At 36.7% G+C, this 25866-nt stretch carries 18 protein-coding genes; 13 read left to right on the top strand and 5 right to left on the bottom strand.

Translation table 11 applies throughout. The annotated features are described in order from the left end of the window. Positions 1-129: 129 nt before the first annotated feature. Both ACHZAX_RS04005 and ACHZAX_RS04000 read right to left on the bottom strand, forming a co-directional pair. On the bottom strand, positions 130-3000 hold the full coding sequence (locus tag ACHZAX_RS04005; protein ID WP_320018107.1) for a PD-(D/E)XK nuclease family protein: 2871 nt from the start codon (positions 2998-3000) through the stop codon (positions 130-132). Between the two features lie 41 nt (positions 3001-3041). Next, a complete protein-coding gene (locus tag ACHZAX_RS04000) occupies positions 3042-3710 on the bottom strand; it encodes a YiiX/YebB-like N1pC/P60 family cysteine hydrolase (RefSeq protein WP_320018106.1) in 669 nt (222 codons plus the stop codon). 248 nt (positions 3711-3958) lie between these two features. On the opposite strand from ACHZAX_RS04000, the gene ACHZAX_RS03995 reads away from it, so the two are divergent. Together ACHZAX_RS03995 and odhB are read left to right on the top strand one after the other, a co-directional pair. Beyond that, a complete protein-coding gene (locus ACHZAX_RS03995) occupies positions 3959-6814 on the top strand; it encodes a 2-oxoglutarate dehydrogenase E1 component (protein ID WP_320018105.1) in 2856 nt (951 codons plus the stop codon). 136 nt (positions 6815-6950) lie between these two features. Continuing rightward, positions 6951-8198, top strand: a complete 1248-nt coding sequence (odhB, locus tag ACHZAX_RS03990) for a 2-oxoglutarate dehydrogenase complex dihydrolipoyllysine-residue succinyltransferase (protein WP_320018104.1) — start codon at positions 6951-6953, stop codon at positions 8196-8198. Positions 8199-8613: 415 nt separating this feature from the next. Here odhB and ACHZAX_RS03985 read toward each other — a convergent pair whose 3' ends face one another. Then, on the bottom strand, positions 8614-9324 hold the full coding sequence (locus ACHZAX_RS03985) for a DNA-binding domain-containing protein (protein WP_320018103.1): 711 nt from the start codon (positions 9322-9324) through the stop codon (positions 8614-8616). Between the two features lie 711 nt (positions 9325-10035). Here ACHZAX_RS03985 and ACHZAX_RS03980 point away from each other — a divergent pair. The 4 genes from ACHZAX_RS03980 (at position 10036) to ACHZAX_RS03965 (ending at position 15789) form a co-directional block, all read left to right on the top strand. After that, positions 10036-13320 carry a DEAD/DEAH box helicase gene (locus ACHZAX_RS03980; protein WP_320018102.1) on the top strand — a complete coding sequence of 1095 codons (3285 nt, stop codon included), beginning with the start codon at positions 10036-10038 and terminating at the stop codon, positions 13318-13320. 559 nt (positions 13321-13879) lie between these two features. Then, positions 13880-14896: a DNA-binding protein gene (locus ACHZAX_RS03975; protein ID WP_320018101.1), complete on the top strand. Its 1017-nt coding sequence runs from the start codon at positions 13880-13882 to the stop codon at positions 14894-14896. After that, on the top strand, positions 14893-15336 hold the full coding sequence (locus ACHZAX_RS03970) for a type II toxin-antitoxin system death-on-curing family toxin (RefSeq protein WP_320018100.1): 444 nt from the start codon (positions 14893-14895) through the stop codon (positions 15334-15336). The genes ACHZAX_RS03975 and ACHZAX_RS03970 overlap by 4 nt, the downstream gene beginning before the upstream one ends. A 126-nt stretch (positions 15337-15462) precedes the next feature. Next, positions 15463-15789, top strand: a complete 327-nt coding sequence (locus tag ACHZAX_RS03965; RefSeq protein ID WP_320018099.1) for a sodium ion-translocating decarboxylase subunit beta — start codon at positions 15463-15465, stop codon at positions 15787-15789. 214 nt (positions 15790-16003) lie between these two features. Here ACHZAX_RS03965 and ACHZAX_RS03960 read toward each other — a convergent pair whose 3' ends face one another. Further along, positions 16004-16753: a phosphatase PAP2 family protein gene (locus ACHZAX_RS03960; RefSeq protein WP_320018098.1), complete on the bottom strand. Its 750-nt coding sequence runs from the start codon at positions 16751-16753 to the stop codon at positions 16004-16006. A gap of 389 nt (positions 16754-17142) precedes the next feature. Between ACHZAX_RS03960 and ACHZAX_RS03955 the strand changes: the two genes are divergently transcribed. The 7 genes from ACHZAX_RS03955 (at position 17143) to ACHZAX_RS03925 (ending at position 24293) form a co-directional block, all read left to right on the top strand. Beyond that, positions 17143-17874, top strand: coding sequence for a phosphatase PAP2 family protein (locus ACHZAX_RS03955; protein ID WP_320018097.1), 732 nt, complete (start codon positions 17143-17145; stop codon positions 17872-17874). Next, positions 17837-19420, top strand: coding sequence for an ArnT family glycosyltransferase (locus tag ACHZAX_RS03950; protein WP_320018096.1), 1584 nt, complete (start codon positions 17837-17839; stop codon positions 19418-19420). The genes ACHZAX_RS03955 and ACHZAX_RS03950 overlap by 38 nt, the downstream gene beginning before the upstream one ends. Positions 19421-19424: 4 nt before the next feature. After that, positions 19425-20378: a glycosyltransferase family 2 protein gene (locus ACHZAX_RS03945; protein ID WP_320018095.1), complete on the top strand. Its 954-nt coding sequence runs from the start codon at positions 19425-19427 to the stop codon at positions 20376-20378. Positions 20379-20549: 171 nt separating this feature from the next. Next, complete coding sequence (locus ACHZAX_RS03940) at positions 20550-21209, top strand: metallophosphoesterase family protein (protein ID WP_320018094.1); 660 nt, start codon at positions 20550-20552, stop codon at positions 21207-21209. 88 nt (positions 21210-21297) lie between these two features. Beyond that, positions 21298-21819, top strand: a complete 522-nt coding sequence (locus tag ACHZAX_RS03935; protein ID WP_320018093.1) for a hypothetical protein — start codon at positions 21298-21300, stop codon at positions 21817-21819. Continuing rightward, positions 21812-22504 (top strand): hypothetical protein, encoded by a 693-nt coding sequence (locus ACHZAX_RS03930; protein WP_320018092.1) that lies wholly within the window; start codon positions 21812-21814, stop codon positions 22502-22504. The genes ACHZAX_RS03935 and ACHZAX_RS03930 overlap by 8 nt, the downstream gene beginning before the upstream one ends. Positions 22505-22892: 388 nt before the next feature. Further along, the gene (locus tag ACHZAX_RS03925) at positions 22893-24293 is read left to right on the top strand and encodes an ATP-binding protein (RefSeq protein ID WP_320018091.1); all 1401 of its coding nucleotides are present in this window, start codon (positions 22893-22895) and stop codon (positions 24291-24293) included. Between the two features lie 548 nt (positions 24294-24841). Here ACHZAX_RS03925 and ACHZAX_RS03920 read toward each other — a convergent pair. After that, positions 24842-25585, bottom strand: a complete 744-nt coding sequence (locus ACHZAX_RS03920) for a DUF6261 family protein (protein WP_320018090.1) — start codon at positions 25583-25585, stop codon at positions 24842-24844. Positions 25586-25866: the final 281 nt, after the last annotated feature.

Raw genomic sequence — 25866 nt, 5'->3', positions numbered from 1 at the left:
TTTTTGTCATATAGCCTGTCCCGAACTTGTTTCGGGAGAACTTTCCAAGCTGGAATAATCATTTCTCTGTGTGTTGAACGCTTTCAACATGGACGTTTCATTCGTAACAAAAACAAAAGAAGCCACAACTTATCGATGGCAAATTTCGGCATACACACAAGTTCGGCAAATATCTTTATTTTCTACCTGATAAAAAGGAATATCCTGATTAAAAATCTCTTCCAGTAATTCTTGCAGGCCTTCAACAAATTCAGCTTTAAACATTCTGTAATCATCAACGCGAACGGCATTTCCACGCCCCTCTTTTTGAGCTAAGGTGCAATCAAACCCATCGTTAAAAAACTCTTTCAGGCTGTATATTCCAGGGGAAATTGCTGCACCGGGATTGTAATTTTCATCGTAAAACAAGCAATAAAGCAAAGTTTGAAATGCCGCTTTATTTTTGTTCTTCCCTTCTTTTTCGAAAAGAGAAGCGATATCCTTAAAAATCAATTCGGCCTTGCCTGTTTTGTAATCTAAAATACGAATGGTATCATTCAATTTATCTACTCTGTCAATCAATCCGCTAATGTTTACCTTTCGATCGGCTTTCTCTCCTATTGGCATTTGAATCTTATATTTTCCCTCCAAAGAAACAATTTCAAAAGGTGCAAATTTCTGATCCAAGATCAATATCCGGTCAATAAACTTCTTCAGGATATCAAATACGAGCAGGTTTCTGCCGCCAATTTCCATTGGCTGCTCCTTTTTCAGCTGAAAGTAGATGCTTCGAAAAGCATCTTTCAAAACCTGATCCAGTAAAACTTTATTTTTCCGCAATCCCTCCAAATCTTCTTTCTGAATTGTTTTGCCACTAAAAGGCTTGTACAATTCTTCCAAAACCGAGTGAAATAAATTCCCGAAAGTCGGCGGATCGATCTCTTCCAAAACCACATCGGGTTCTTTTAAACCAGCCAAATATTTAAAATAAAAGCTTAGGCTGCAATTCATATAAGTATTTAAGGCTGACGGCGAAAAACTCTTTATCCCATCACCACAATACTCGCTTAGGCAGGTTTGAATTCGTTCGTTTTTGGCCACACTAACCGGCTTGGTTTCCTGCAAAGAAATATTGTAGGACGGACTGTTCTCAACAATCTCAAAATCTGATTCGTATTTCAGCTGATACAAAAAACGACTCATTTCACCAGTGCGAATCCCGTCACTTTGAGTGCTGTACAGCAATTTAAGATCTTCAACACGCTGAATCAACCGGTAAAAATAGTAGGCGAAAATTGCATCCTGATGGTCGATTGTCGGCATTCCAAAGCCTTTCCGCAAATGATAGGGAACAAACGAATTTGCAGCTCCTGTTTTTGGCAATTTCCCTTCGTTCATCGAAAGCACCACAATCTTTTTGAAATCGAGCAATCGTGTTTCCAAAATTCCCATTACCTGCAAACCTGCCAAAGGTTCTCCTTCGAATGGAATACTCAAACTCTGAATCATTTTATCCAGAATCTTATAAAAAGTATCCTGCTTTAGTTCAATTTTGTGCTGATTCAGTAAAGAATTGAGACGTTTTATTGCCAAAAACCAATGATAGATGTATTCCTGTTCAATTTTATCAACCAAGGTTTTTTCCTCGTCAGTCGTTTCTAATTTCTGATAAATTCCCTGAAGCAATTCAAGCAGATATATTGAAAACTGCTCCACACTACTCACCGGAGAAAAAAGCTTTTCCAAAACGGAATCACCTTGAATTAAACGTTGTGGAACCTCAATTCTATTGGTTGTGAGAATATCCTGTGTTATGGAATGTGCCAATTCAGGATTAACAGAATTCAAATATTGGTGATTCAGAAGAGACAATACCTGTTTGTGATGAAACGATACCTCTCCATTTGATTTTTTCACACTTTTCTGCAGATCGATCACCAAACGCAGCAAACTGGCAACAGGCGTGTTTTTGGCAGGATATCCCATGGTTACATTCACATTCTCTGCAATTTTAGGAATGGAATGCAATACCGGAAGAAGCAACTCCTCATCAGCCAAAACAATAGCCGTTTCCTCTAAGGCATCCTCCGAATTCCTGCAGAATTCCTCAACCACAGCGTGGGCATACTTCGCCTGTCCCACTTCCGAGGAAAGTGAAACAAATTCAACTTTGGTTTGATTATTCTTGATATTATCGAACCGAATATTCGTTTTTGGCGACGGAAACCGTTTGATATTTTCGCGTAAAAACAAACCCGCCTCATGAAAAGGATTCTGAAGATAGGATTCATCGTAATCCCAATAAAAATCTGCTTTATCCTGCTTTTTCAACTCATCAAACAAATTCTGTTCGCAACGGTTTAATGCATTAAAACCGATAAAAATAATCCGCTCCTCTTTAATCGTAATCTTCCCCGATTCCAACTCATCAACCAGTTTTCGGGAAGCCATTCCTTCGTATGCCAATCCTTCAGATTGTAATACATCCCGAAAATCAGAATAAATAGGATACAGATTTTCCCAGAGCTTCACAAACTCCTTTTGATGCTCCGAATATTTCTCGGGACGGAATGAACTCCAAAATGATTGTATCGCAGCAATCTGTTCTTCCGTTAAGTAATCGAACAGATTATCAATCTCTTTTTCCTCCGCTAAATTCTGAAACAAATGCTTTGCATTCACCCGGTATTTGTCCAAATCGTCGAAATCGCCCAAAAGCATTTCTCCCCAATGGTAAAACTCATCGAAACTTTCCGACACATCCATTTTTTGAATGTAGATTTTATACAAGCGAAAAAGCAAGCCCAGGTTATCCTCTGTCTGCAACTGAGAATGAGTTTTAAAAAAATCATTAATGGTTAGAATCCTGGGTGCCCAAACGGGTTTTTCAATCAATTCATTTAAATATTTTGAGAAGAATAAACCGGCGCGGCGATTTGGAAACACCAACATGCAATTGGATAAATTACTGCCGTATTTTTCGTACAGCTCGCTGGTTAATTCGCGTAAGAATGAGTTCATTGTTTAAGTAAGATTTGTGATATGAGATGAAAGATGTGAAATTATTGCCGCAGGTAGGAAAATACAATCTCGATATTCGGAGACTCGTGCATCCCATTGGGATTCAAACCCGGTTTTCCTTCCGGGATATCCACACCTAAGTTTTTGTAATATTCAATCCAAAAAGGAAGAAAACCACCGGTTTTATCATCCTTAAAAGTCATCGGGTTTAGCCGGAAGATTTCAATAGAATCTCCGGCATTTGCAAATAGGTCATAAATCAGCTCAGAGCAATAGTAAGTTGAGTCTCCCATGATGTAAATATCATCGTATGGTTTTCCAATCAACTTCTCTCCCGACTCCAAAGCTTTATCAATAAAAGCAGTAAATTCTGGCTTCAGCCTTCCCACCTCAACTTTTGGCTTTTGGTCAGCAGTTGTGCTTCGCTGCAAAAAATCAGTGAGTTTGGTGTAGGTAACTCCTTTTGAGATGGCTTCTAAAACCATAGTATCCCCGTTCGAATGAATATCCACAATCCCAACATGCGAAAAGCTCAAATTCTTAGCTCCTCCTGTTACTGATTCTATCGCATCTGAAATAGAATCAGCATCCAGATCCTGAAAAAGAAGATCTCCTTTTTCGAGAGTAAACCGAGGTTTTTTTTGTAAATTATTACAGGCCGTGAATTGAGCACCAAGTGCCAAAACAATTAAAATACGGAGAAAATACATTTGTGAGATTTTACATGTTTGTCTTAAAAAAACTAAAGTAATTCGAACAGGCATCAAATAAAAGAATTGTGCTGTTTATTTTTAGTCATATTAAACCAAAACATCTTATAGAAAAACTCTATATCGATATCTGTAAAAAAAATGATCTTTTTATCTTTTATTCGTTTTTGATATCACCATAAGGCTTAAAAATTAATACATTTGTTTAAGTAACAACGATAATCAGACTAAGTACAACGAACAATTACATGGATAAATTTAGCTTTTTAGGTAACAGTGAAATCGAATCTATCGACCAACTTTACCAATCCTATAAGAATGATCCTGAATCTGTTGAAGAAAGCTGGAGACAATTTTTTCGGGGATTTGATTTTGCAACAGCCAAATTTCCAATTAAGGAACAAACGGCCAACGAAAATATTCCTGCCGCAAATACGACGAGTAAAGAATTCAATGTTATGAATCTGATTCATGCCTATCGTCAGCGCGGACATCTTTTTACCAAGACAAATCCGGTTCGGACCCGACGGAAATATTTCCCAACACTCGACGTCGAAAACTTTGATCTGTCAGAATCAGATTTAGAAACTGTTTTCCATGCCGGCACTGAAATAGGATTGGGTGCTTCCAAATTAAAAGATATTGTCTCCCATTTGCAGGAAACGTACTGCAAATCGATAGGTGCAGAATATGTTTTTGTACGTCATCCTCAAATGATGCGATGGCTGCAGAACAAGATGGAAGGCACTAAAAACACTCCGGATTTTAACCATGAGCAACGCAAACACATCTACTATCATTTAAAGCTTGCCGTTGGTTTCGAAAACTATATCCACAAAAAATTTGTCGGTCAAAAACGCTTTTCCCTCGAAGGAACAGAAACCTTAATTCCTGCTTTGGATGCCATGATTGAACGCGGTGCTGAGCTTGGTGTTCAGGAGTTCATTTTCGGAATGGCTCACCGGGGAAGATTAAATGTACTGGCCAATATTTTAGAGAAACCTTACGCCAATATTTTCAAAGAATTTATGGGCGAAGAATTCGAAGAAGACATTGCTTTGGGGGATGTAAAATATCACCTGGGATATGGAAATACGGTAAAAACAGATGATGGCAGTAACGTGAAACTTCATTTGGCACCCAACCCTTCTCATTTGGAGACCGTTGGTGCTGTTGTTGAAGGAATTTCACGCTCGAAAATTGATAACGACTACGCCGGCGATCAGGACAAATTGGTTCCTGTTATCATTCATGGTGATGCAGCGATTGCCGCACAGGGAATTGTGTACGAAACAGTTCAGATGTCGCAGTTAACCGGATATAAAACCGGAGGAACCATCCATTTGGTCATTAACAATCAGGTAGGTTTCACAACCAATTACCTGGATGCCCGATCGAGTACTTATTGTACCGACGTGGCAAAGGTAACCCGTTCTCCTGTGTTTCATGTAAATGGTGATGATGTGGAAGCTTTGATTTTCACGATCAAGCTGGCTATGGAATACCGTCAGGAATTTAATTCTGATGTTTTCATAGATATTCTTTCGTACCGGAAATTTGGCCATAACGAAGGGGATGAACCTCGTTTTACCCAACCAATTCTGTACAAAGAAATCGCCAAACATAAAAACCCACGGGATATTTATGCCGAATTCCTGATTGGAAAAGGAATTTATACCAAAGAAGAAATTACAACGATTAACTCCGAATACAACGAACTTTTAGATAAAGATTTTGAATTATCCAAAACATTTAAGAAGGTAATTATACAGCCTTTTCTGGAGGATTATTATAAAAACATCCGATACTCAACCCAGGAAGATTTTGAATCTTCTCCTAAAACAGGAGTTGCGAAAAAGACTTTGCTTGAGCTGGCCGGAAACATTACCAATTTGCCCGGCGACCTTACTTTCTTCAAAAAGATTGGGAAGCTAATGACCGATCGCAAAAACATGATCGCGAATGATGAATTGGATTGGGCCATGGGAGAACTGCTTGCCTATTCCAGTCTGCTGGAAGAAGGAAACAGTGTTCGTGTAAGCGGACAGGATTCGGAAAGAGGTACTTTTTCGCACCGGCATGCAGCTTTGGTGATTGAGAACTCAGACGAGAAGTATTTCCCTCTGAAAAATATCAGCGGCAAGCAAGCCCCTTTCCATATCTACAATTCATTGCTTAGCGAATATGGTGTACTTGCATTTGAATACGGATATGCCTTGGCACATCCATCAGGCTTGACCATTTGGGAAGCTCAGTTTGGCGATTTTCATAATGTGGCTCAGGCGGTTATCGACCAGTACATTAGTGCTGCCGAAGACAAGTGGGGCATAAAAAATGGCTTGGTGATGTATCTGCCTCATGGATATGAAGGACAAGGTGCAGAACATTCGAGCGCAAGAATGGAGCGGTTTCTTACTCTATGCGCCAACAACAACATGCAGATTATCAACCCGACTACACCTGCAAACCTGTTTCACATGTTACGAAGACAAGTGAAACGTGACATACGGGTTCCGTTAATTTGCTTTACGCCAAAAAGTCTGCTTCGCCATGCAAAATGTGTTTCGAAAATGGATGACATGGCCAATGGTCAGTTTCAGGAAGTGATTGACGACAACAATATAATTGCTGAGGAAGTTCGCCGTGTTGTATTCTGTTCCGGAAAGATCTATTACGATTTGCTGACCCGAAAAGAGGAACTGTTTGCTCAGGATATTGCCTTGGTTCGAGTGGAACAGCTGTATCCGTTTCCTGATAAACAGATTGATCAGATTTTGAATCGATATCCAAATGCCCTTCTTCATTTATGGGTTCAGGAAGAACCGGAAAACATGGGCGCCTGGCAGTTTATCAACTACAACTTTAAAAACAAAGATATTAAATTGGTTCCTGTAGCACGTCAGGCCAGCGGCAGTCCGGCAACCGGATTGAATAAAATTCACCTGGCAGGGCAAAACGAAATCATTAACAAAGTATTTCGAAAATGCAATTGCGATCTAAAATTGAAATATTGCGGATTACAATGTGTGGAAGGCAGTTCTCATGCAGACATCCTTGTTCAGCACGAATATTTCGAAGAGAAGAAAAGTAAGCTGCTAATGTAAATCAAAAGACCCAAGTGAAAAGTACTCAAGTAAAAAGGATTAAAGTACAAAGGATCAAAGAAAAAAGAACAAAATATAAAGACATGCAACAGGTTTAGTTGCTTTTACCCGATGACAAAACAATAACACAATAAAGATGATCGAAATAAAAATACCTAGTCCCGGAGAATCCATTTCCGAAGTAGAAATAGCCAACTGGTTTGTAGCAGATGGTGACATTGTTGAAAAGGATCAGGAAATTGCAGAAATTGAATCGGATAAAGCCACTCTGACTCTTATTGCTGATGAAGGTGGTAAAATTAAGATTATGGCGCAGGAAGGCGATACAGTTGCTGTTGGATCGGTTGCCTGCAGCATAGACACAAGCTTTGCCGGAGAAGCATCTGCTTCCTCTGCTCCTAAGGAAGCTAAAAAAGAAGAAGTTCCTGCTGAAAAAAAAGCTCCTGCAGTTGTTGCCGCATCTAAGTCAACAAATTCTGAAACGTACAAGGATGTTAAGATTTCGCCCATTGCTAAAAAACTAATGGAAGAAAATCACCTTTCGGTTGATGATGTAATTGCCGGCATTCAACGTTTGTCGAAAAAAGACATTCAGGCCGTGGTCAGTAATCCGGGCAGTCAGGCAGCAATTCCGGCGCAAAGCAAAAGCATTTCGAGAGAAGTGAAACGCACAAAAATGTCGAATCTTCGGAAAAAACTGGCCACCCGTTTGGTTTCCGTAAAAAATGAAACGGCCATGCTGACTACTTTTAATGAAGTTGACATGAGTGCAGTAATGGCATTGCGCAGCAAGTATCAAAAGAAATTTGTAGAAACCCACGATATTAAACTGGGCTTTATGTCCTTCTTTACCAAAGCAGCTTCGGAGGCTTTGCAACTGCACCCTGCGGTAAATTCGATGATGGATGGTGAGGAAATTATAAGTCCTGAATACACAGATATTGCCATTGCAGTGCAAACACCAAAAGGTTTGATGGTTCCGGTCATCCGAAACATCGAAACCTTGGGTTTAGCCGAAATAGAAAAAGAATTGATGAATTTGGCCAACAAAGCCCGTTCGGGTAAAATTAGTCTGGACGAAATGACCGGCGGCACTTTTACCATTACCAATGGCGGCGTGTTTGGTTCGCTGTTGAGTACTCCAATTATCAATCCGCCGCAATCGGGTATTCTGGGCATGCACAATATTGTGGAACGCCCCGTTGCTGTAAACGGCAAGGTGGAAATCCGCCCGATGATGTACATCGCCCTATCCTACGATCACCGGGTAATTGATGGAAAAGATTCAGTTGGATTTTTGGTAAAGATTAAAGAGATGATTGAGAATCCTCAGAAAATGCTGTTCGGAGGCAAAGATCCGGATTCATTGTTGTTGGGGATATAAAATACAATATACCTTACCGTAGGGACACGCCATGGCGTGTCCTTTTTTTGTGTGATAATTGATGCATAATTGTCATTCTGAGTAATCCAGATGGCTCGGGGCGAAGAATCCACTTCATTAAAAATGAGGTTTCGACCAGCTCAAGATGACATAAAAACAGGGACTAAATTCGTCAATTTGTACAAGATCACAAACCAACATTTCCTTTTCCATATCCACGACCACAACGGTCGTGCTACTACGACCACAACAGTCGTGGTACTACGACTACAACAGTCGTGGTACTACGACTACAACGGTCGTGGTGCTACGACTACAACGGTCGTGGTGCTACGACCATAACAGTCGTGAAAAAACAAGAGCCGATTCGTTTGAATCGACTCCTGAATACAATTTCACCGTAAAACCGCACAACTTAATCTCCCGAACCTACAGGAACCAAATCTGTTAAAAAACGACCTGATCTCATACTCTTATAGTTCTTAAAAATTACTCTCACCTCTACCTGAAAACTACCTCTCTTTAAGACTTCAGGTACAAAAAACAACAATTCAGAGGGTTTGTTTTTTACCACATCAGCAACTTTGGTTACCACACCATCGCCGGAAATAAAAAAGATTCCCTGATCGGCATCTTCCTCATCGAATTTTAAAAGCGATCCTTTTAGGGAAGCAATCTGACCCGGACTAAAGGTCTCGTTTACGGCTTTGGTTTTTAAATCGGTGAACTGTTGAATCACCGGCTGTGCCACAGATATTTCTACCTTGCGCAATTCAATATTCCCAACCGCTTCGGACAAACGACTGCCGGCATTCAGCTTCAAACGAATAGAATGGCGTGATTTATCGAAACTATCGCTCTGATTAACAAACACCCCCGAAATACTCGGATACACCTTAAACAGCTCGGTGTTTACGTTGTTGCCTCCGGCCACGGCCTGCACCACAGCATAATTAAATTCTTCGATTACCGATAAGGCCTCAGCCTTGGTTACGGTAGAGCCTTTGCCAATCATTTGCTCAACAATCTGCTCGGTAGTAACCGTTTCGTTATCGGTTACCATGCCCATGTAATCATCAGGATCATCGGTAAGATGATTTGGAATTAATCCGTACCTTAGTGTCATAATTTGAAAAAATTATATAAAAGGGACAGGGCCCGTTGGCTGCATTTCCTACCCGCAAAAGTTGAAGATGCTCGGCCAATGGGTTGCCTGTTTTTTTTGTATTGTTAAAAGGTGGCTATTTGTTGCCAAACCCCCTCTCCACGTAACAAAAACAGATTGAAACTATTCAATTATCCCCACATATCAAAACCATAATTGGTAAAACAGATCCATTTTTATGCTAACAATAGCACATCAACCCATGGCATGCTTTCTGTTTACTGGGCTTTAAGGGAAAATGTAAAAAATGTTAAATTTATCAGATTCTCAAAAATTCACCACAACAGCTCACAGCACATAAACAGACATTTATTCCTGACTAACAACACTAAATCCTTAATAAATCAATTTTCCTTAATAAAGCCAGGCAGGCAACACAAAGCACAACCCCCTGACTGCGAATCCTTCCTTCACTATTTATATTGATAATGAATAAGCGAACCTGCTTTCCTATTTTTATTTTATGCTTACTTTTAGTGGTGACTGTGAAAAACTACAGAATGTGAATCCTCTTGATGAACTATGGAACAAGACTTAACTAAAAGGTGCACAATACATGCCATATGGGTATGTATTGTGCACCTTTTTTATTTGATACAGTAGAAATAAGTCACCTGTGCACATATAATAAGTTAGCTGCAAGCATAAAGAAAAAACTGCAAACCAATTATTATGGAACTAAAACTACCCGAAATTCATTCTATTAGAAAGATAGGAACTAAAACAAAAAAGAATCACATTCTTCATTTTGTCAAGGAAAAGTCTATAGTAGATGGAGATGCAAAATCAATTGAAAGGACATCTTTTATTTTAAAAACTCAGAATGATACAGAATACTTTATCACCTCCAACAAAAAGAATATTCCAGAAGATAAGACCTATATAGTTTTAATTCAAAAATTTAAAAGAGAAGATATTACAAATGGAAATATTTCAGCTATTAAATGGTTAAAACATCCTGAAATTAGGGAATATAATCCTTTAGAAATTCTAACAAGTTGGAAAGATACTTTCACCTTTAAAAAAGAAGACCAAACCAATAATATTTTGGGTTTAAGAAAACCACAAGTTGGTGCAATATTTTCAATTCTTGGACATTTAACAAATGCAAAAGATATTGCAACTATTGTTCTTCCAACAGGAACTGGAAAAACTGAAACAATGCTATCAACATTGGTTGCTAATCAGTGTGAAAAACTTTTAGTTACGGTTCCATCAGATTCATTACGCGCTCAATTATCCCAAAAATTCTATAATCTTGGATTGTTGAAATTAAAGGATTCAAATGGAGTTTCAATTCTAAAACCTTCTGCAAGATTCCCTAAAGTGGGAGTTTTAAATACAGGTTTTAATTCAATCGAAGAGTTAAAGGATTTTTTCGACCAATGTAACGTTGTTGTTTCAACAATGGATTTACTAACAAAAAGTTTGACGCCTTTTTTCCAGTCAGAAGTAGCAGGTCTATGTTCTCATTTGTTTGTGGATGAAGCACATCATTCAAAAGCTGGTAATTGGGACAAGTTCATAAAAAGATTTGATAAAAAGAAGGTTGTTCAGTTTACAGCTACTCCTTATCGTAATGATGGACAGTTATTGGACGGAAAAACCATCTATAATTTCTCATTGCAGGAAGCTCAGGAACAAGGATATTTTAAAACCATTGACTTCATTCCCATTCGCGAATATGATAAAATATCTTCAGACAATAAGATAGCGGAAACAGCTGTATATAAACTCAGAGAAGATATAAGAAATGGGTTTGACCATATACTGATGGCAAGATGTGAAGATAAGAATCGGGCAGCAGAAGTCTTTGAAATTTATTCTAAGTACGATGAATTGAATCCTGTAATGATACATTCTTCGGTTAATGGAAAAAATGAGATAAAAAGCAGAATTCTAAATAAGGAACATAAGATTATTGTCTGTGTTGATATGCTTGGAGAAGGTTTTGATTTACCTGAACTGAAAATTGCTGCATTTCATGATATTCGTAAAAGCCTTCCAATAACCTTGCAATTTGCAGGTCGATTTACACGTACAAGTAGAGATACAAACCTTGGTAATGCAAGTTTTATTGCTAATCTATATCAACCAAAAATTGAAGATGAATTAAGTCTTTTGTACGTTAAAGAATCAAATTGGAATAGTATTTTACCTTCGCTTAGTCAACAAGCAACACAGGAACAAATTGATTTACAGGAATTCTTGTCAGATTTTCAAAATATTGAAGAATCAATAATTCCATATCAGGATATTAAACCTGCTTTTAGTGCAGTTGTATATAAAAACCACACAGATGAATGGTTCCCGAGCAACTTTACGAAAGGAATTAAAGGTTATGAAAATTACGATTATAAATTCTACGATGTAAATAGCAGAAAAAAAACCTTAGTAATCTTTTTAGGCTCGAAAAAGAATGTTGATTGGGGGAATTTTAAAGATGTTTATAATATAGTTTGGGACATCTTCATCATTTATTGGGAGCAAAGTAAGAATGCGTTATTTATCCATTCATCTGAAAAAGGAAGTGAATTTAAAGAATTGGCAAAAGCAATAATTGGTGAAGATGCATCACTTGTTAAGGATGAGAACGTTTTTAAAACATTTTATAATTTGGACAGAGTCAAACTATTTAATGTTGGATTAAGAAGAGGTCTAGGAAAAGATATAACCTTTCAATCTTATTATGGAAAAGGTGTACAAGATGCTCTTTCTGAAATAGAAGAAAAATCGGGTGTAAATAACAACGTATTTGGTGTTGGATTCGAAGAGGGTGATGTCACATCAATGGGTTGTTCTAGAAAAGGTAGGATATGGTCTTACTCAAGAGGAACAATTAATGAATTTATAGATTGGTGTGATAAGGCAAGTATTAAGCTGTTTAATCCCGATATTGACCCTGAAAATATACTATTGCAGAACACTATTAAGCCTCGAAAACTGGCTTCTAGACCTGAAAATTTATTCCCAATCTCAGCAGATTGGCATAGTGCCATTTATAAAGAGACCGAAAACACAACAATAATTAAAATACAGAATAATGAATTTGATTTATCAACTTTAGAAATTAATGTATTTGAGCCAACTCTTAATGACGACTTAAAATTTTTCATAAAAACAGAGAATGGTGATATAATAACTTTTAGACAAGAGCTTTCTATGCAGGAGCGCAATGGAGAAGAGTATTATGATTATAACATAAGCAAAGTCTCAGGCAATAATGCAATTGTAAGATTTGGCTCTAAAATATTCCAAAATATTGAAGAATTTTTCAATCAATATCCTCCGATGTATTGGTTTTCTGATGGTTCATACTTGCAAGGGTATGAATATGTGAAATTCAATGAAGAAATCTTATTGTTCCCAAAGGATGATATTATGGATTGGAATTGGGATGGAGTGAGTTTAAATAAAGAATCTGAAAAATTTGATAATATAAGAACTGACTCAATTCAATACTTCTGTATTCAAAAATTATTATTGGGAGATTTTGATATTATCTATAATGATGATGATAGTGGAGAAATTGCTGACATTATTACAATTAAAAATTTAGAAGAAAGCATTGAAGTTGGGTTATATCATTTAAAGTTTGCAATTGAGGGAAGGATATCAAATCAAATCAAGAATTTTTATGAGGTCTGTGGTCAAGCACAAAAGTCTTTAGTATGGAAATACAAAGAAAATAAAGAGTTTTTTGACCATTTAATAAAAAGAGAATTCAAGAAGAATAAAGTAAATCAAACAAGATTAAAAAAAGGAACGATTGAAGAACTAGATAAACTCTTAGATTTAGTAAAGAGAACAAAACCAATTAATTTTGAAATTTATATTGTTCAGCCAGGTTTATCTAAAACCAGTGCAACTGACGGGATTTTAAATTTATTGGGAGTTACAGCTAATCATCTAAAGAAAGAAGGAAACATCAATCTAAAAGTGATTGGAAATGAATAAAATGCCAGTGCCTAGTCGAGTAAGCTAGGGGAATTTGACTTCGTCGATTTTCAATTCATCCCTAACTGCTCACAGAACCGTATCCCGAAAAAATCGGGACGGGCAACAAATCTCTCAATTCATATGGCTCTTATTATGCAGTCAATTCAATCTTAGGTTAACTGATAATCCAATGTCCAATGATAAAATAGATTGAGATAGCAATTACAAATATGCCTTAACCATTTCACAGCTTTCACTTTGCTGCGCTTAAAGCGTTTGTACTGGTTAAGTATCCCTAAAACCGCTATATTTAAATCCTAAATGGGTAGTCAAATGAGTTTTTAGACAAACTGCCGTTAGTCGGAAGCCTAAAAAAGAGAAACGACAGTGGTAATTTTGCAGTGAGAAAAAAAGAAAAATGAAACAGCCACCCCACAAAACAGCACATTCGCAAGCCCCAACACATGAGCCGATGCTTCAGCATACAAAAGAGCTGTTTTTTGCTATCCCACACACTTCGTTGAAAAGAAAGTAGTAAATTGTGAACTTTTAGAATTAATTATGGCATTTAGTTAGAATGAAAAACCTTACAAACTCGACCGTAGCTCGGCAAAATATATTAAACAATACCTATGCTATTGAAGAAATTCAGAATGCTGTAGGAATTGAAGGAATTGTGTTTGAAAATCAGTTTCGTTTTTTAAAAAATCAGATTGCATCATTTTTCGAAATCGATGAACGAACCGTTGAGCGTTATCTTGAAATTCATGAAAAGGAATTAAAGGTAAATGGTTACGAGGTTTTAAAAGGTAAACGATTGAAAGAGTTTAAGTTACTGGTCAAAGATATTGAGGTGACCGACATAAATGTCGCTCAGTCGACTGCAAATTTAGGACTTTTTAATTTTCGAGCGTTCTTAAACCTCGGTATGTTGCTGACTGAGAGTGAAAAAGCAAAAACGCTTAGAGGTGTTGTTCTCGATATTGTACTTGATACTATAAACAAACGAACCGGTGGAAGTACAAAATATATAAATCAGCGTGATGGCGATTTTATACTAAGCTACTACAAAGAAGAAAGTTACCGAAAAGAATTTACCGATGCTTTGAGCAATTACATTGCAATGGGTAATGCAAAATATGCTATCTATACAAATAAAATTTATCAATCAATATTTAAAGAACACGCAAGCGAATATCGCCAGATTTTAAAACTTAGCGAAAAAGATAATGTTCGGGAAACCTTGTATAGCGAGGTTTTAGACCTTATTTCGAGCTACGAATTTGGTTTAGCTAAACTGATTGAAGAACGTTACAATAAACTTGGTAGAAAGCTTACAAGTTTCGAACTTGACAACTTGTTCTCAGCATTTGAGCAGTTACCTTTATGGGTTCCATTGATTGAGAAAGCAAGGCGGAAAATGGCAAGTCGTGATTTGGCATTTAGAGATGTATTGCATCAACAACTCGAAGAATACGTTGGAGCATTACCGGCAGAAGATTTCGAACGTTTCATTGGCGAGAAAAGTAAAGAACTTGCTGAAAGGCTTGAAGAAGCAAAAGACGTATTCAAACGCCTAAAAGAAAGAGAATGAGGTTGTTTTATATCAACATAGAACAAGCAAAAGAAATTCATCGAAAAACTGTCGAAGTTAGTGGCGGTGGTGATGACGGCATTCTTGACATTGGCAAACTTGAAAGTGTCTTAGACCATATTCAGAACGATGAGTATTATCCCGATTTTGTGGATAAGTTGACACATTTGTTTTTCTGTTCAAACAAATTTCATTGTTTTAGCGATGGAAATAAACGGATTGCAATTGCATTAGGAGCACATTTCTTGTTGATAAACGGATACGTTTTTATTGTTTCAAGATTTATCAGAGAAATGGAAAACATTAGTTATCACGTAGCATCAGGAGCAATTGACAAAGATTTACTATTTGAAGTAATAAGCTCGGTAATTAATGAGCCTGAGATTAATGAAGAAATAAAATTGAAAATATTTGAAGCTATATCATATCTTGAAATTTAATGCCAACGCTTCACAGCCACACACATTGCCAAAATGTCCCCTTGCCGATTATAAAAGATATGGACAAGGCTTTTACTGAATTGTACAAAAACGGAAAATTAAAACACGGAAGCGGAACGTTTACATATGAAAGATTTGGAATTAAACTCTGAGAATAGCAAAAAAACAAATATGAAACAGAATATGAATAAAATACACTTTAAAACAGGCAATGTTATTTGGATATTGTTCATTATTAATTCGCTGCTAATCATATCATATATTTTTCCTTTTCGAGATATGATTGATTTATTTACAAAACAAGAAGCAGGAGCAATTGGAATTATTGGAGGAATAGATGGACCAACCGCAATATTTATATCATCACAAATTAATTGGTATACAGTTGTTTTGGTTGCTTTAGAGATAATATGCGGAATATATTTGTTACTGACTCATTTGAAGAAGAAATAAACTCCACTGAATAGTAGTGGCAAGCTTGCGGATTACAACGACAATCAATGAAAAGTTATAAAAGATTTGGAATTAAACTTTGAGAAGACATATTATTACCCCCCAAAAGAATGGGCAGAGAAAAACTTGAACATCGTACAATGGACAGAGATGCCACCTGGAGAACATTTGTAAATTTTACAGGAAATTTAGAATTTAATCATCGTTTAAATTCTTAAAATGTAATTGAACAGCTAAGACCAAGTTGCTTTGTATTGTAAAATGGTATCATCAGAGCAGTTTGTTTTCTGTTCTTTTTTCTGGTAAGTATTTTTTCATAAATCAGATAGGATATTTTTGTACTTAGTATTCCAATTCCTGCTCCTGCCGCAATATCAGTCACCCAATGCTTGTTATTCACAACTCTAAATATCCCAACTGAAGCTGCCATAGAATATCCTGCAATTCCATACCAAACTGAAACATCTTTATATTCCTGCCAAAGGAGTTCTGCATTCACAAAAGCCATAGCCGTATGTCCCGACGGAAAAGATGTAAATCCGGAATGATCGGGCCTCTCCTCTTTTGCTGTATATTTTAAAGTATTAACTACCGCTCCCATAATAAATAAAGAAGTTCCTTGTAGTAACAACTGATTTGAAAAGCTGTGTTTTCCTTTTACTCCCAGTAAGTTATTCGCATAAACCACACCTGCCGGAGCATACTGCATAAAATCATCAATCGTAAAACGCCTGTCAATATTCTCGGCCACTTCCTCCTGAATCTCCTCATTAAAGATCTCAAAACCATCACTTTCAAAACCAATTACACCAACAAATACTAAAGAAACCGGAATAATTGTTTTTTTGATGTTCAAGCCGTACTCATATTTATCATTGGACTTTGCATTCAAAGAATCTATTACCGAATAGTTGGCTAGAACCTGAAGAGGAAGAAGAAAAATAATAAGGAAATAGAATCGCATAATTCTTTTATAATTTAGGTTAATGAATCCTTCTACTCCAACTCAACTATTTTAAGAGTGCAGATTCCAATTGCTCAATTTAGGAACTAAATGTAATCCGAAAGCCTAAAGAAAATTTGAAGTTTATCTTATTTCTACAGAAGTATTTTTTATCCAAGCATCTGGAAATTACTTGTTTATTTGGAACCAAACAAAATGACAGAAAATAAATTAGATAGAAAAAAGTATTTTCAAGTTAGGTTATTTAACAAATAAAAGCAATAACTTGTATGTAAACAGATTCATTTTAAGATATGTTCGCTTAATACAGAAGAAAAGCCTGGGCGAATTTACTACTTCAATAACGCTAACAAACAACTTATATCATAAGTAGAAAAACACTTTGTCTTATGAGAATTATTTCAAAACAGATAATTTACAGCTCACTCATTTTCTGCCTCTTACTTGTATACGGAGGCTATATTCTGTCTGCTTTTTCCGAAATTGAATTCTCCTTATTCATTAATGCACTTCATACTCCTTTTCTCGATCAGTTTTTTTTCTGGATAACCCTGCTTGGAGATGGCAGCTTACTCCTGGTTCTTGCCTTTGTTTTCCTCTTCAAAAAATACTATTACGCAATACTTAGTGTACTGCTGTTGATATCCTCGGGTCTGATTTCCTATCTGTTAAAAAAAATGATATTTGTAAATTCAATGCGTCCGTTGCATTATTTATCAGTCGCCAACATTCACATTCCCAACGGAATTCATTTTTACTATAAAAATTCATTCCCTTCGGGACACGCAATGACCGCATTTGTTGCCGCAAGCCTGCTCATATGGATTTATCGGAAATCCCTCCTTAGTTACCTGTCCTTAACCATAGCAAGCCTGGTTTGTATCTCCCGGGTTTATCTTTTGCAGCATTTTTTTATCGATGTGTATTTTGGAGCTATTCTGGGTGTTCTTGAATCGGCTTTTTTCATTTGGATAGTAGAAACCAAATTAAACCGGCTTCAAAACAGCAAATTAAATTCATCCTTATATTCATTTCTTATCACAAAAATTAAAATTCCATTGCCATCCATAAATCCTAAAAGTAATGAGAAGCTTCCTTCTAAGTATGCACCCAAAAATTAAAATCCCTGTTCTTATTCTGCTTTTGTATGTTATTGTTGCAACAGCTGGAATTAGCGGCTCAATTTATATTTTAGACGAGGCAAAAAATGCTGAGTGCGCCCGCGAAATGCTTGAAAGCGGAAATTATATTGTTCCCGGATTCAATTATGAATTGCGCACCGACAAACCACCATTGCACTACTTTTTTATGCTTTTGTCGTACAAAATTTTTGGTGTTTCATCCTGGTCAGCCCGGTTTTTTTCAATCGTTTTTGGAGCCTTAAGCTTACTAATTACATACTTTTTTGTGAAAAAATGGCTGGGCATTAAATCAGCCTATTTCAGTTCATTGGTTCTGATATCTTCCCTTCATTTTGGGGTTTTCTTTCACATGGCAGTACCCGATCCATACCTCCTGTTTTTCTTTACCGCTTCTTTATTCCTGTTTTTTGAATCTCTTCAGGAAAAAAACAGATTCGCTGCAATGGGCATGTATATTTGCCTGGCAATGGGCGTTTTATCGAAAGGTCCTATTGCAGTTTTGCTGCCCGGATTCATTATGCTCGTCTACTTACTGTTTAGCCAAAAATTACAATTTTCAACCATTTGGAGATTAAAACCCATATCCGGACTTCTCATTTTTGCAGCAATAGCTTTACCCTGGTACATTTTAGTCCATCTGGAAACCCATGGCGCATGGACGCATGGATTTTTCTTTGAACACAATCTGGAACGCTTTGCCAGTACCAAAGAAGGTCATGGAGGAAGCTTTTTAATGGCATCTGGTTTTGTACTGATGGGTTTGTTTCCTTTTTCAATATTTCTGGTTCGTGCCCTATCGCATGCTTATCGAAATAAAAAGAAGGATGTATTGCTGTTAGCTCTTGTTGCCGGACTTACAATCACCCTGTTTTTTAGTCTGTCGTCAACTCGATTGCCAAATTATACTGCACCGGCCTACCCGTTTTTTGCGATTCTTATTGGTACTTTGCTCGCCAAACAAAAACAGCTTGCATACAGATGGGAGCTCATTGTTCTGTTTATTGTTACCATTCTGATTATTACAGCAGGTTATTTCGCTCTGAATATTGAGAAACAATACACTCATTTAAAACCACAGCTATTACTGCTTTTGCCCGGACTCGTTGGAGCCGGATTTGCTTTGAAACTCCATAAAAAGAGAGCGTTAAATTTCACGATTCATTTAATCAGCTATTCTTTTATTCTTCTCTCCTTTTTCCTTTCGGAGATTGTTTTTTTTCAAATTGCCAAACAAAACCCGGTCACCCTGTCGCTGCCATACATCAATAAAGATGAACCCATTGCCTGCTATAAAAAGTTCAATCCCTCCTACCCTTTTTATCTAAAGCAAAAAGTTATAAAGCTGGAAAGTATTGAAAGTATAAAAGATTTCCTGCAGAATCATCCTAAAGCTTGTGTTATCAGTACAAGCAAAAGCCTTCGGGATGTAAACTACTCTGATTTTGCCGTAAAAGTATTTGAACAAAAAGATGTTTTCGAAAACAGAACCACCGTACTCTTAAAGAATAAATTCACTAAGAACTAAAAGCATGAAAAAACTCAGTCTTGTTATCTGTGTTTACAATGAGGAACTAAATATTGCTCCTTTAAGCGAGAAAATTATTCAATCACTAACCGATTACGAATATGAAGTTATTTTCGTAGATGACGGCTCAACAGATGCAACCCGAAACAACATTCTGAATATTAATGATGAACGCTTTGTAATGGTTCAACTTCGGAAAAATTACGGACAAAGCTCAGCTTTGGCTGCCGGAATTTCGGTGGCCACGGGAGAATACATTGCCACCCTTGACGGGGATTTGCAAAACGATCCGACAGATATTCCTATGATGCTGCAATTGGCCGAAGACGGAGATTGGGACTTGGTAGCAGGAATTCGAAGCAATAGAAAAGATGGCTTGCTTTTGCGGTTAATTCCCAGCAAAATTGCCAATTACCTAATTCGTTTACTCACTAAAGTGGATATAAAAGACTATGGCTGTACGCTTAAAGTTTACAAAAATGAAATTGCCAAAGAACTTGGACTTTATGGAGAACTGCACCGGTTTATTCCTATTCTTGCCAGCTCGAACGGAGCAAGCATAACGCAAATACCGGTGAAACATCATGCCCGGCAATTTGGAAAAACGAAGTACAATTTATCAAGAACCTTTAAAGTTGCAAGCGATCTTATTTTAATGGTTTTTCTTACCCGGTACATGCAAAAACCGATGCATATTTTCGGCGGTTTGGGCATTCTGATATTTACAATCGGAGCCATTCTAAATGTTTATTTGTTGGGTCTTAAAATAATGGGAGAAGACATTTGGGGGAAACCCATCCTTATTTTAGCCTTGCTTATGGTGCTTGGGGGAATTCAACTGATTACCATTGGTATCATATCCGAAATACAAATGCGGACTTACTACGAATCGCAGCAAAAAAGTCCCTTTAAAATTAAAAGAATCGTTTCGGGCAAAGCAAATTCTCCTGCCAAATAATAGAAACGGACACGACTAAATTGAAAAAACAGATTGATTATACCGGTAATATGAAACGTCCATGACAAGGATATTTTGACACACAGGGGGATGATTATTTCAGCATGGTAAGTTCTCCCGAAACAAGTTCGGGACAGGCTATATGGCAACTGAAAAACAAATAATAAACAGATGAAACGACTCTTTGCTATCGGTGATATACATGGCTGTTTTGATTCATTGAAAGAATTGGTTGAAAACCAAATCCAGCTTACAAAAGAAGATCAACTTGTTTTGGTAGGAGATTACATTGACAGAGGAAAAAGCAGCAAAGATGTTATAGATTATATCATTAGTTTACAAGAAAAAGGATTTGACATCGTCCCACTCTTGGGAAATCATGAAATGCTGCTGCTGGAAACTTTGGAGGATGAAAAGAACAAGCCTAAATGGATTCAGAATGGTGGCGGCGAAACACTAAAAAGCTTTGGAATTGATTCGATAAAGGAGATTTCCCAAAAATACCTTGAATTCTTTACAAACCTGCAGACTTATTATTCTATTGAGGAATTCTTGTTTGTTCATGCAGGCTTTAATGATAGAATACCAAATCCATTTCAGGACACTTATTCAATGATATGGGAAAGTCAGGCTGCATATTCCCATCCATTGCTTGTTGAAAAGACAATAATTCACGGACACAGACCCATAACTGTTGATTTTTGTAAAAAGCAAATTGAAGACAAACAGCAGGTAATTAATATTGATACAGGCTGTGTTTACAAGGATAAAACCGGATACGGAAAGTTGACTGCTGTTGAATTGCATTCAAAAAAACGATTCTCGATTTAATTTTATATATTTGACTGTTTGTAATTCGCGAATCGCGAATCGAAGAACAACGAAGCCAACTGAAAATAAATAGTATGAAACCTAACGCATGAAAAAACACAATGGGATGCGTCCCCAGGATATTGTTGTTCTGTTAAAAATCATTGCACTAAAGCACGATGATTGGTACAACTCTGATTTGGCTCATGCACTAAAAATCAGTCCATCTGAAATATCTGAAGTATTGAACAGATGCAAAATTGGGGGCTTAATTGATTCTAAGAAACGAAAGGTGAATATCAATTCTTTCATGGAGTTTTTGGTTTACGGGTTAAAATATGTATTTCCTACTGAACCAGGGGCAATCGTAAAAGGAATTCCAACAGCGCATTCAGCTCCACCAATTAATGAACACATATCAAGTGGAAATGATGTATATGTATGGGCGAGTGCAAAAGGAACTCACCGCGGACAAGCCATTGAACCACTTTTTAAATCCATTCCACAGATAGTACAAGATGACAAATTATTCTATGAATTATTAGTTATTGTTGATACTATCCGTGTAGGAAGAGTGAGAGAAATAAATATTGCCAAAGAAGAACTTGAAAAACGATTAAAACATGCCTAGTACAAATATTACGATGCTACAAACTGTAGCAAATGGGTTGGGTGATTTAAAGGACGATATGGTATTTGTTGGTGGCGCTGTTGCAGAATTATATGCAGGGAATCCTGAATTATCCGATATCAGACCAACGCTTGATGTGGATTGTGTAATTGAAATCCATTCCAAGGCAGCTCATGCAAAATTAGAAGATAATTTAAGAGCTTTAGGTTTTGCAAATGATACCTCAAAAGGAGCTCCAATCTGTCGGTGGATTTATCAGGATATTTTGGTAGATGTTATGCCTTCCGATTCTGATGTACTTGGATTTAGCAATAAATGGTATGATGAAGGTATTGAAAACAAAATTTCAAAAACGCTTCCAGACGGTACTGAAGTATTTGTATTTCCACCTGAATTTTATTTAGCGGCAAAATTTGAAGCTCATAAAGGACGAGGTGGAAATGATTTACGACAGAGTCATGATTTTGAAGACATCATCTACATTTTGGACAATTGTTTTGAGCTTCTAGAAAATATAAAGAGTGCAAATGAAACAGTAAAAGGCTATTTAAAAGAGGAATGTGCCAAACTACTGAAAAATGAAGGCTTAACCGAAGGCATCGAAAGTGCTTTGCCCTATGGCTCTGGTGAAGAGGCTACAGAAATTATTATGGAACTAATCCAAAATATTGCAGGTACTGAATAATACGGTGCTTGGGGGAATTCAACTGATTACCATTGGTATCATATCCGAAATACAAATGCGGACTTACTACAAATCGCAGCAAAAAAGTCCCTTTAAAATTAAAAGAATCGTTTCGGGCGAAGCAAATTCTCCTGCCAAATAGAAACGGATACGGCGAATTTGAAAAGCCGGAAACTACTTGCCTGAAAACAAAGTATTTAAATACTCCTGATTCCAGCAACATTGCCCTATTCTATCCTTTATTTAGAACTATTCTCAGAATCTAAAATCAGTATTCTAAATACTATTTTGTTAATTTTAAAAACCGATAAAGTGAAATACTTTTGCGCTACAAACCAGAGCAAAGAAAATGGTCGAGCTAAATAACCAGTAAAAAAAGACAGAATATATGGAAACAAGACATCCCGGAAAAGATGAGTATAATAAATTGTTAGAAATTAATGAAGATCATTTTAATGATTTAAAAAGCAGAGATATAAAGCCTTCTAAGTTACAAGAAACATTTGTTGCATTTGCAAATGCTGATGGCGGCGAAATTTGGATTGGGGTTGAAGATCAAAAAATAACCGAAGAAAGATTAAAAGGATTTGCAACTAAAGAAGAAGCAAATGATGTTCTGCATACTGTACTTGAATTAACTGAACCATCTGTCGAAAATGTGGATGTAGAGTTTATTGATTTTGGTGATAAAGGATTTGTACTTCATTTAAATATTCCTAAAAGTTCCAAAGTACATTATTGCTCAAATGGTGATTGTTTTTTGAGAATAAATGCACGAAAAGAAAAAATTAAAGGAGAAAGGATTACTCAGTTGGGGTATGCAAAAGGTGTTTTAGTTTATGAAAAGCAACCTATAGACATATTGGATGTTGATGAATACGAATATAATGAAGCCCTTTTCGAATATATGGTGCGAGTAAAATCTAATTTGAATGTTCCGATTTTTCTAAAAAAGCAAAGATTATTAAGTATACGCGATAAAGAACTAAAGCCTAATGTTGCGTGTGCTTTATTATTTGAAGAGGAACCTCAAGCAACATTAGATACTCGATGTGCTATAAAAATATATCGACTATTGACAAGCGATGAAGAATACAAACGGGAACAGTTAAAGGAAGCTCCAAAAACAATTAATGGGCCAATTGAATATCAGATACATGAAGCGGTTAAGTTGGTTCATGAGTTATTAACGGATACTTCAATTACTGTTAATGGAGTATTGGAAAAACTTATTTATCCAAGCAAAGCTATTCATGAAATATTGGTTAATGCGGTAATCCATCGTGATTATAGCTTAAATGACGATATACATATTAGAATATTTGATAATAGAATTGAAGTTATAAGTCCGGGGAAACTACCAGGATACATTACATTAAACAATATATATACTGAACGCTTTTCAAGAAATCCCAATATTGTTAGGCTTTTACATAATCTACCTAATCCAGTAAATCATGATATAGGTGAAGGTCTTGACACAGTTAAAAATGAAATGAAAAAGGCAGGTTTAATAGATCCTATTATCGAGGAACTGGATAATTCCGTAAAAATAACAATTAAACATAAGAAGCTTGCATCATTGGAAGATATTATTCTTAATTACCTTTCAGAAGATTCTGAGAACAGAACGATTACTAATCGAATTGTGAGAGAGTTAAGTGGTGAAGATGATGTAAATAAAATTAAAAAGGCATTCCAGAAATTAAGAAAGCTCGAAAAAATTGAACCCGTAGATGAAAGTGCAACAGCATTTAATTATTCTTATAAGTTGATTGATAAGGCATAATATTAATTTGATAAGATTAGCAGCTAACACGCGGTCATAAAACATTGCGCGGATGGTGCCAAATTTAAACCAAACAATATTTACTCAACGGCTGTGTACCTTGATAACAAGGCGCTCCGAGCTGCGTAACGTTTCTTATCGCAAGCGTTAAGCAAAGAAAGTTTAATTCTCATTCCCGGGCATAGCTATAATTCTACAATCAACACGAATTACAATTTTTACATCAAAACACCAATATCAGTAATCTCAAAGCCGGAAGTAAAAATCTTCACCCCTGCGATACAGAACAAAAGGTTTCCCAAAAAGGAAACCTTTTTGTTTTTATGGCAGACTCCATTCACATTCGGGAAAGCAAACTTTTCCGGGAGTATGGATAAAAAAAAATCCTCCTGAAAAGGAGGATCATCTGTAATAAAAATTGGTCAAAAATTTTGAGGATCAATAAATGCTGACAAAAAGATCGTATTTTTATCAGCAAGCCGAGGCCCTCAATTCCAGACTAAACTTTCGCGGGTTTGCTTGAGAATTTCAGGAGCCTCAGCTTTTTTTTACTTTGCCTCTGTTGCTGCAGTTTCGGCAGCTGCTTTTTCATTTTTGGTTTTTCGGGTACGGGCTGCAATACTGTATTTTTGAGTGCAGTCGTTTATAAAATTAGCCATCTCGACATATTTCCCGTTTGGTGTTATGCGATTCAGCACCTCTATGGCATCGAATAATTCTACGCAAGCCAGGCGCAGCTCTTTATACACCTCATTGGTATCGTAATCTGCCACACTTGCTTTGGCCTTTGTTTTGTCTTCTTTTAGCTCATTATAAGCCATGTTGTCCGCCATCATATCGCGATACCACGAATCTGCACCCAAATGAAGAATCAGCTCCTGATTTTCAGGCAGCTCAAGTTCTTTTTGCAGACTCGCCATTTTGGCTGACTGCACCTTTTGTCCGTCGGCATGCAAAGACCAGCCGTGTGCACGAATAATCCGACAGATGGTTTCGGCCGCACTTGTTATGGCATCATCTTTTCGGTGAGTTGATGCTTCCATTAAATTACGGAAAGCAAGAAAAGACTCATCTCTGCGGAAATCTTGTTCGAGCAGCATATCGGTATAAGCACTCGACCGGCTCCTATTCGATACCTTTAATGCCTCCTGATACTTCGCACTTAACTTTTCTACCGCAGGGCCTACCTGCAAACCTTCCATATCAATGGATTGCAGAAAGCCAACAATCTCGTTGCAGAAGCCCAACATTTCGTTAATCCGCAACCAACTAAAAATCATTTTAATAAACATATCTCAATCTTTTTAATGAATACAAAAACCAATTTTTTATTAACAGAATATTAAAGTTAAAATAATATAAACACATCCGATTAAAATTATGTTGTTTTTTTTCATTCCCTGCACAAGAAAAGCTTCAATGCCCTTCCCAACAAATGAAAACACATCCCTCCACTTGTAATCCCTCTAAAAAAAAGGACGAATAAATCCTTTATTATGAATAAAAATACTCCCCAACTGAAAAACAATAATATCACATTAGGAACTGCCACTAACACAGGCACTTTGTAAAA

It is taken from the genome of Labilibaculum manganireducens (genome assembly GCF_963665805.2).
GTDB lineage: Bacteria > Bacteroidota > Bacteroidia > Bacteroidales > Marinifilaceae > Labilibaculum > Labilibaculum manganireducens.
Note: the sequence above shows the minus strand (reverse complement) of the source record. Positions and strands in the feature narration are given on the sequence as shown.

Bases quoted from the DNA above. Each gene is read 5' to 3' on its own strand.
- ACHZAX_RS03935 (WP_320018093.1), top strand. From the start codon at position 21,298: ATGAAAAAACACAATGGGATGCGTCCCCAGGATATTGTTGTTCTGTTA.
- ACHZAX_RS03920 (WP_320018090.1), bottom strand. From the start codon at position 25,585: ATGTTTATTAAAATGATTTTTAGTTGGTTGCGGATTAACGAAATGTTG.
- ACHZAX_RS03930 (WP_320018092.1), top strand. From the start codon at position 21,812: ATGCCTAGTACAAATATTACGATGCTACAAACTGTAGCAAATGGGTTG.
- ACHZAX_RS03945 (WP_320018095.1), top strand. From the start codon at position 19,425: ATGAAAAAACTCAGTCTTGTTATCTGTGTTTACAATGAGGAACTAAAT.
- ACHZAX_RS03995 (WP_320018105.1), top strand. From the start codon at position 3,959: ATGGATAAATTTAGCTTTTTAGGTAACAGTGAAATCGAATCTATCGAC.
- ACHZAX_RS03975 (WP_320018101.1), top strand. From the start codon at position 13,880: ATGAAAAACCTTACAAACTCGACCGTAGCTCGGCAAAATATATTAAAC.
- ACHZAX_RS03985 (WP_320018103.1), bottom strand. From the start codon at position 9,324: ATGACACTAAGGTACGGATTAATTCCAAATCATCTTACCGATGATCCT.
- ACHZAX_RS04000 (WP_320018106.1), bottom strand. From the start codon at position 3,710: ATGTATTTTCTCCGTATTTTAATTGTTTTGGCACTTGGTGCTCAATTC.
- ACHZAX_RS03955 (WP_320018097.1), top strand. From the start codon at position 17,143: ATGAGAATTATTTCAAAACAGATAATTTACAGCTCACTCATTTTCTGC.
- odhB (WP_320018104.1), top strand. From the start codon at position 6,951: ATGATCGAAATAAAAATACCTAGTCCCGGAGAATCCATTTCCGAAGTA.
- ACHZAX_RS04005 (WP_320018107.1), bottom strand. From the start codon at position 3,000: ATGAACTCATTCTTACGCGAATTAACCAGCGAGCTGTACGAAAAATAC.
- ACHZAX_RS03980 (WP_320018102.1), top strand. From the start codon at position 10,036: ATGGAACTAAAACTACCCGAAATTCATTCTATTAGAAAGATAGGAACT.
- ACHZAX_RS03960 (WP_320018098.1), bottom strand. From the start codon at position 16,753: ATGCGATTCTATTTCCTTATTATTTTTCTTCTTCCTCTTCAGGTTCTA.
- ACHZAX_RS03950 (WP_320018096.1), top strand. From the start codon at position 17,837: ATGAGAAGCTTCCTTCTAAGTATGCACCCAAAAATTAAAATCCCTGTT.
- ACHZAX_RS03970 (WP_320018100.1), top strand. From the start codon at position 14,893: ATGAGGTTGTTTTATATCAACATAGAACAAGCAAAAGAAATTCATCGA.
- ACHZAX_RS03965 (WP_320018099.1), top strand. From the start codon at position 15,463: ATGAAAGATTTGGAATTAAACTCTGAGAATAGCAAAAAAACAAATATG.
- ACHZAX_RS03940 (WP_320018094.1), top strand. From the start codon at position 20,550: ATGAAACGACTCTTTGCTATCGGTGATATACATGGCTGTTTTGATTCA.
- ACHZAX_RS03925 (WP_320018091.1), top strand. From the start codon at position 22,893: ATGGAAACAAGACATCCCGGAAAAGATGAGTATAATAAATTGTTAGAA.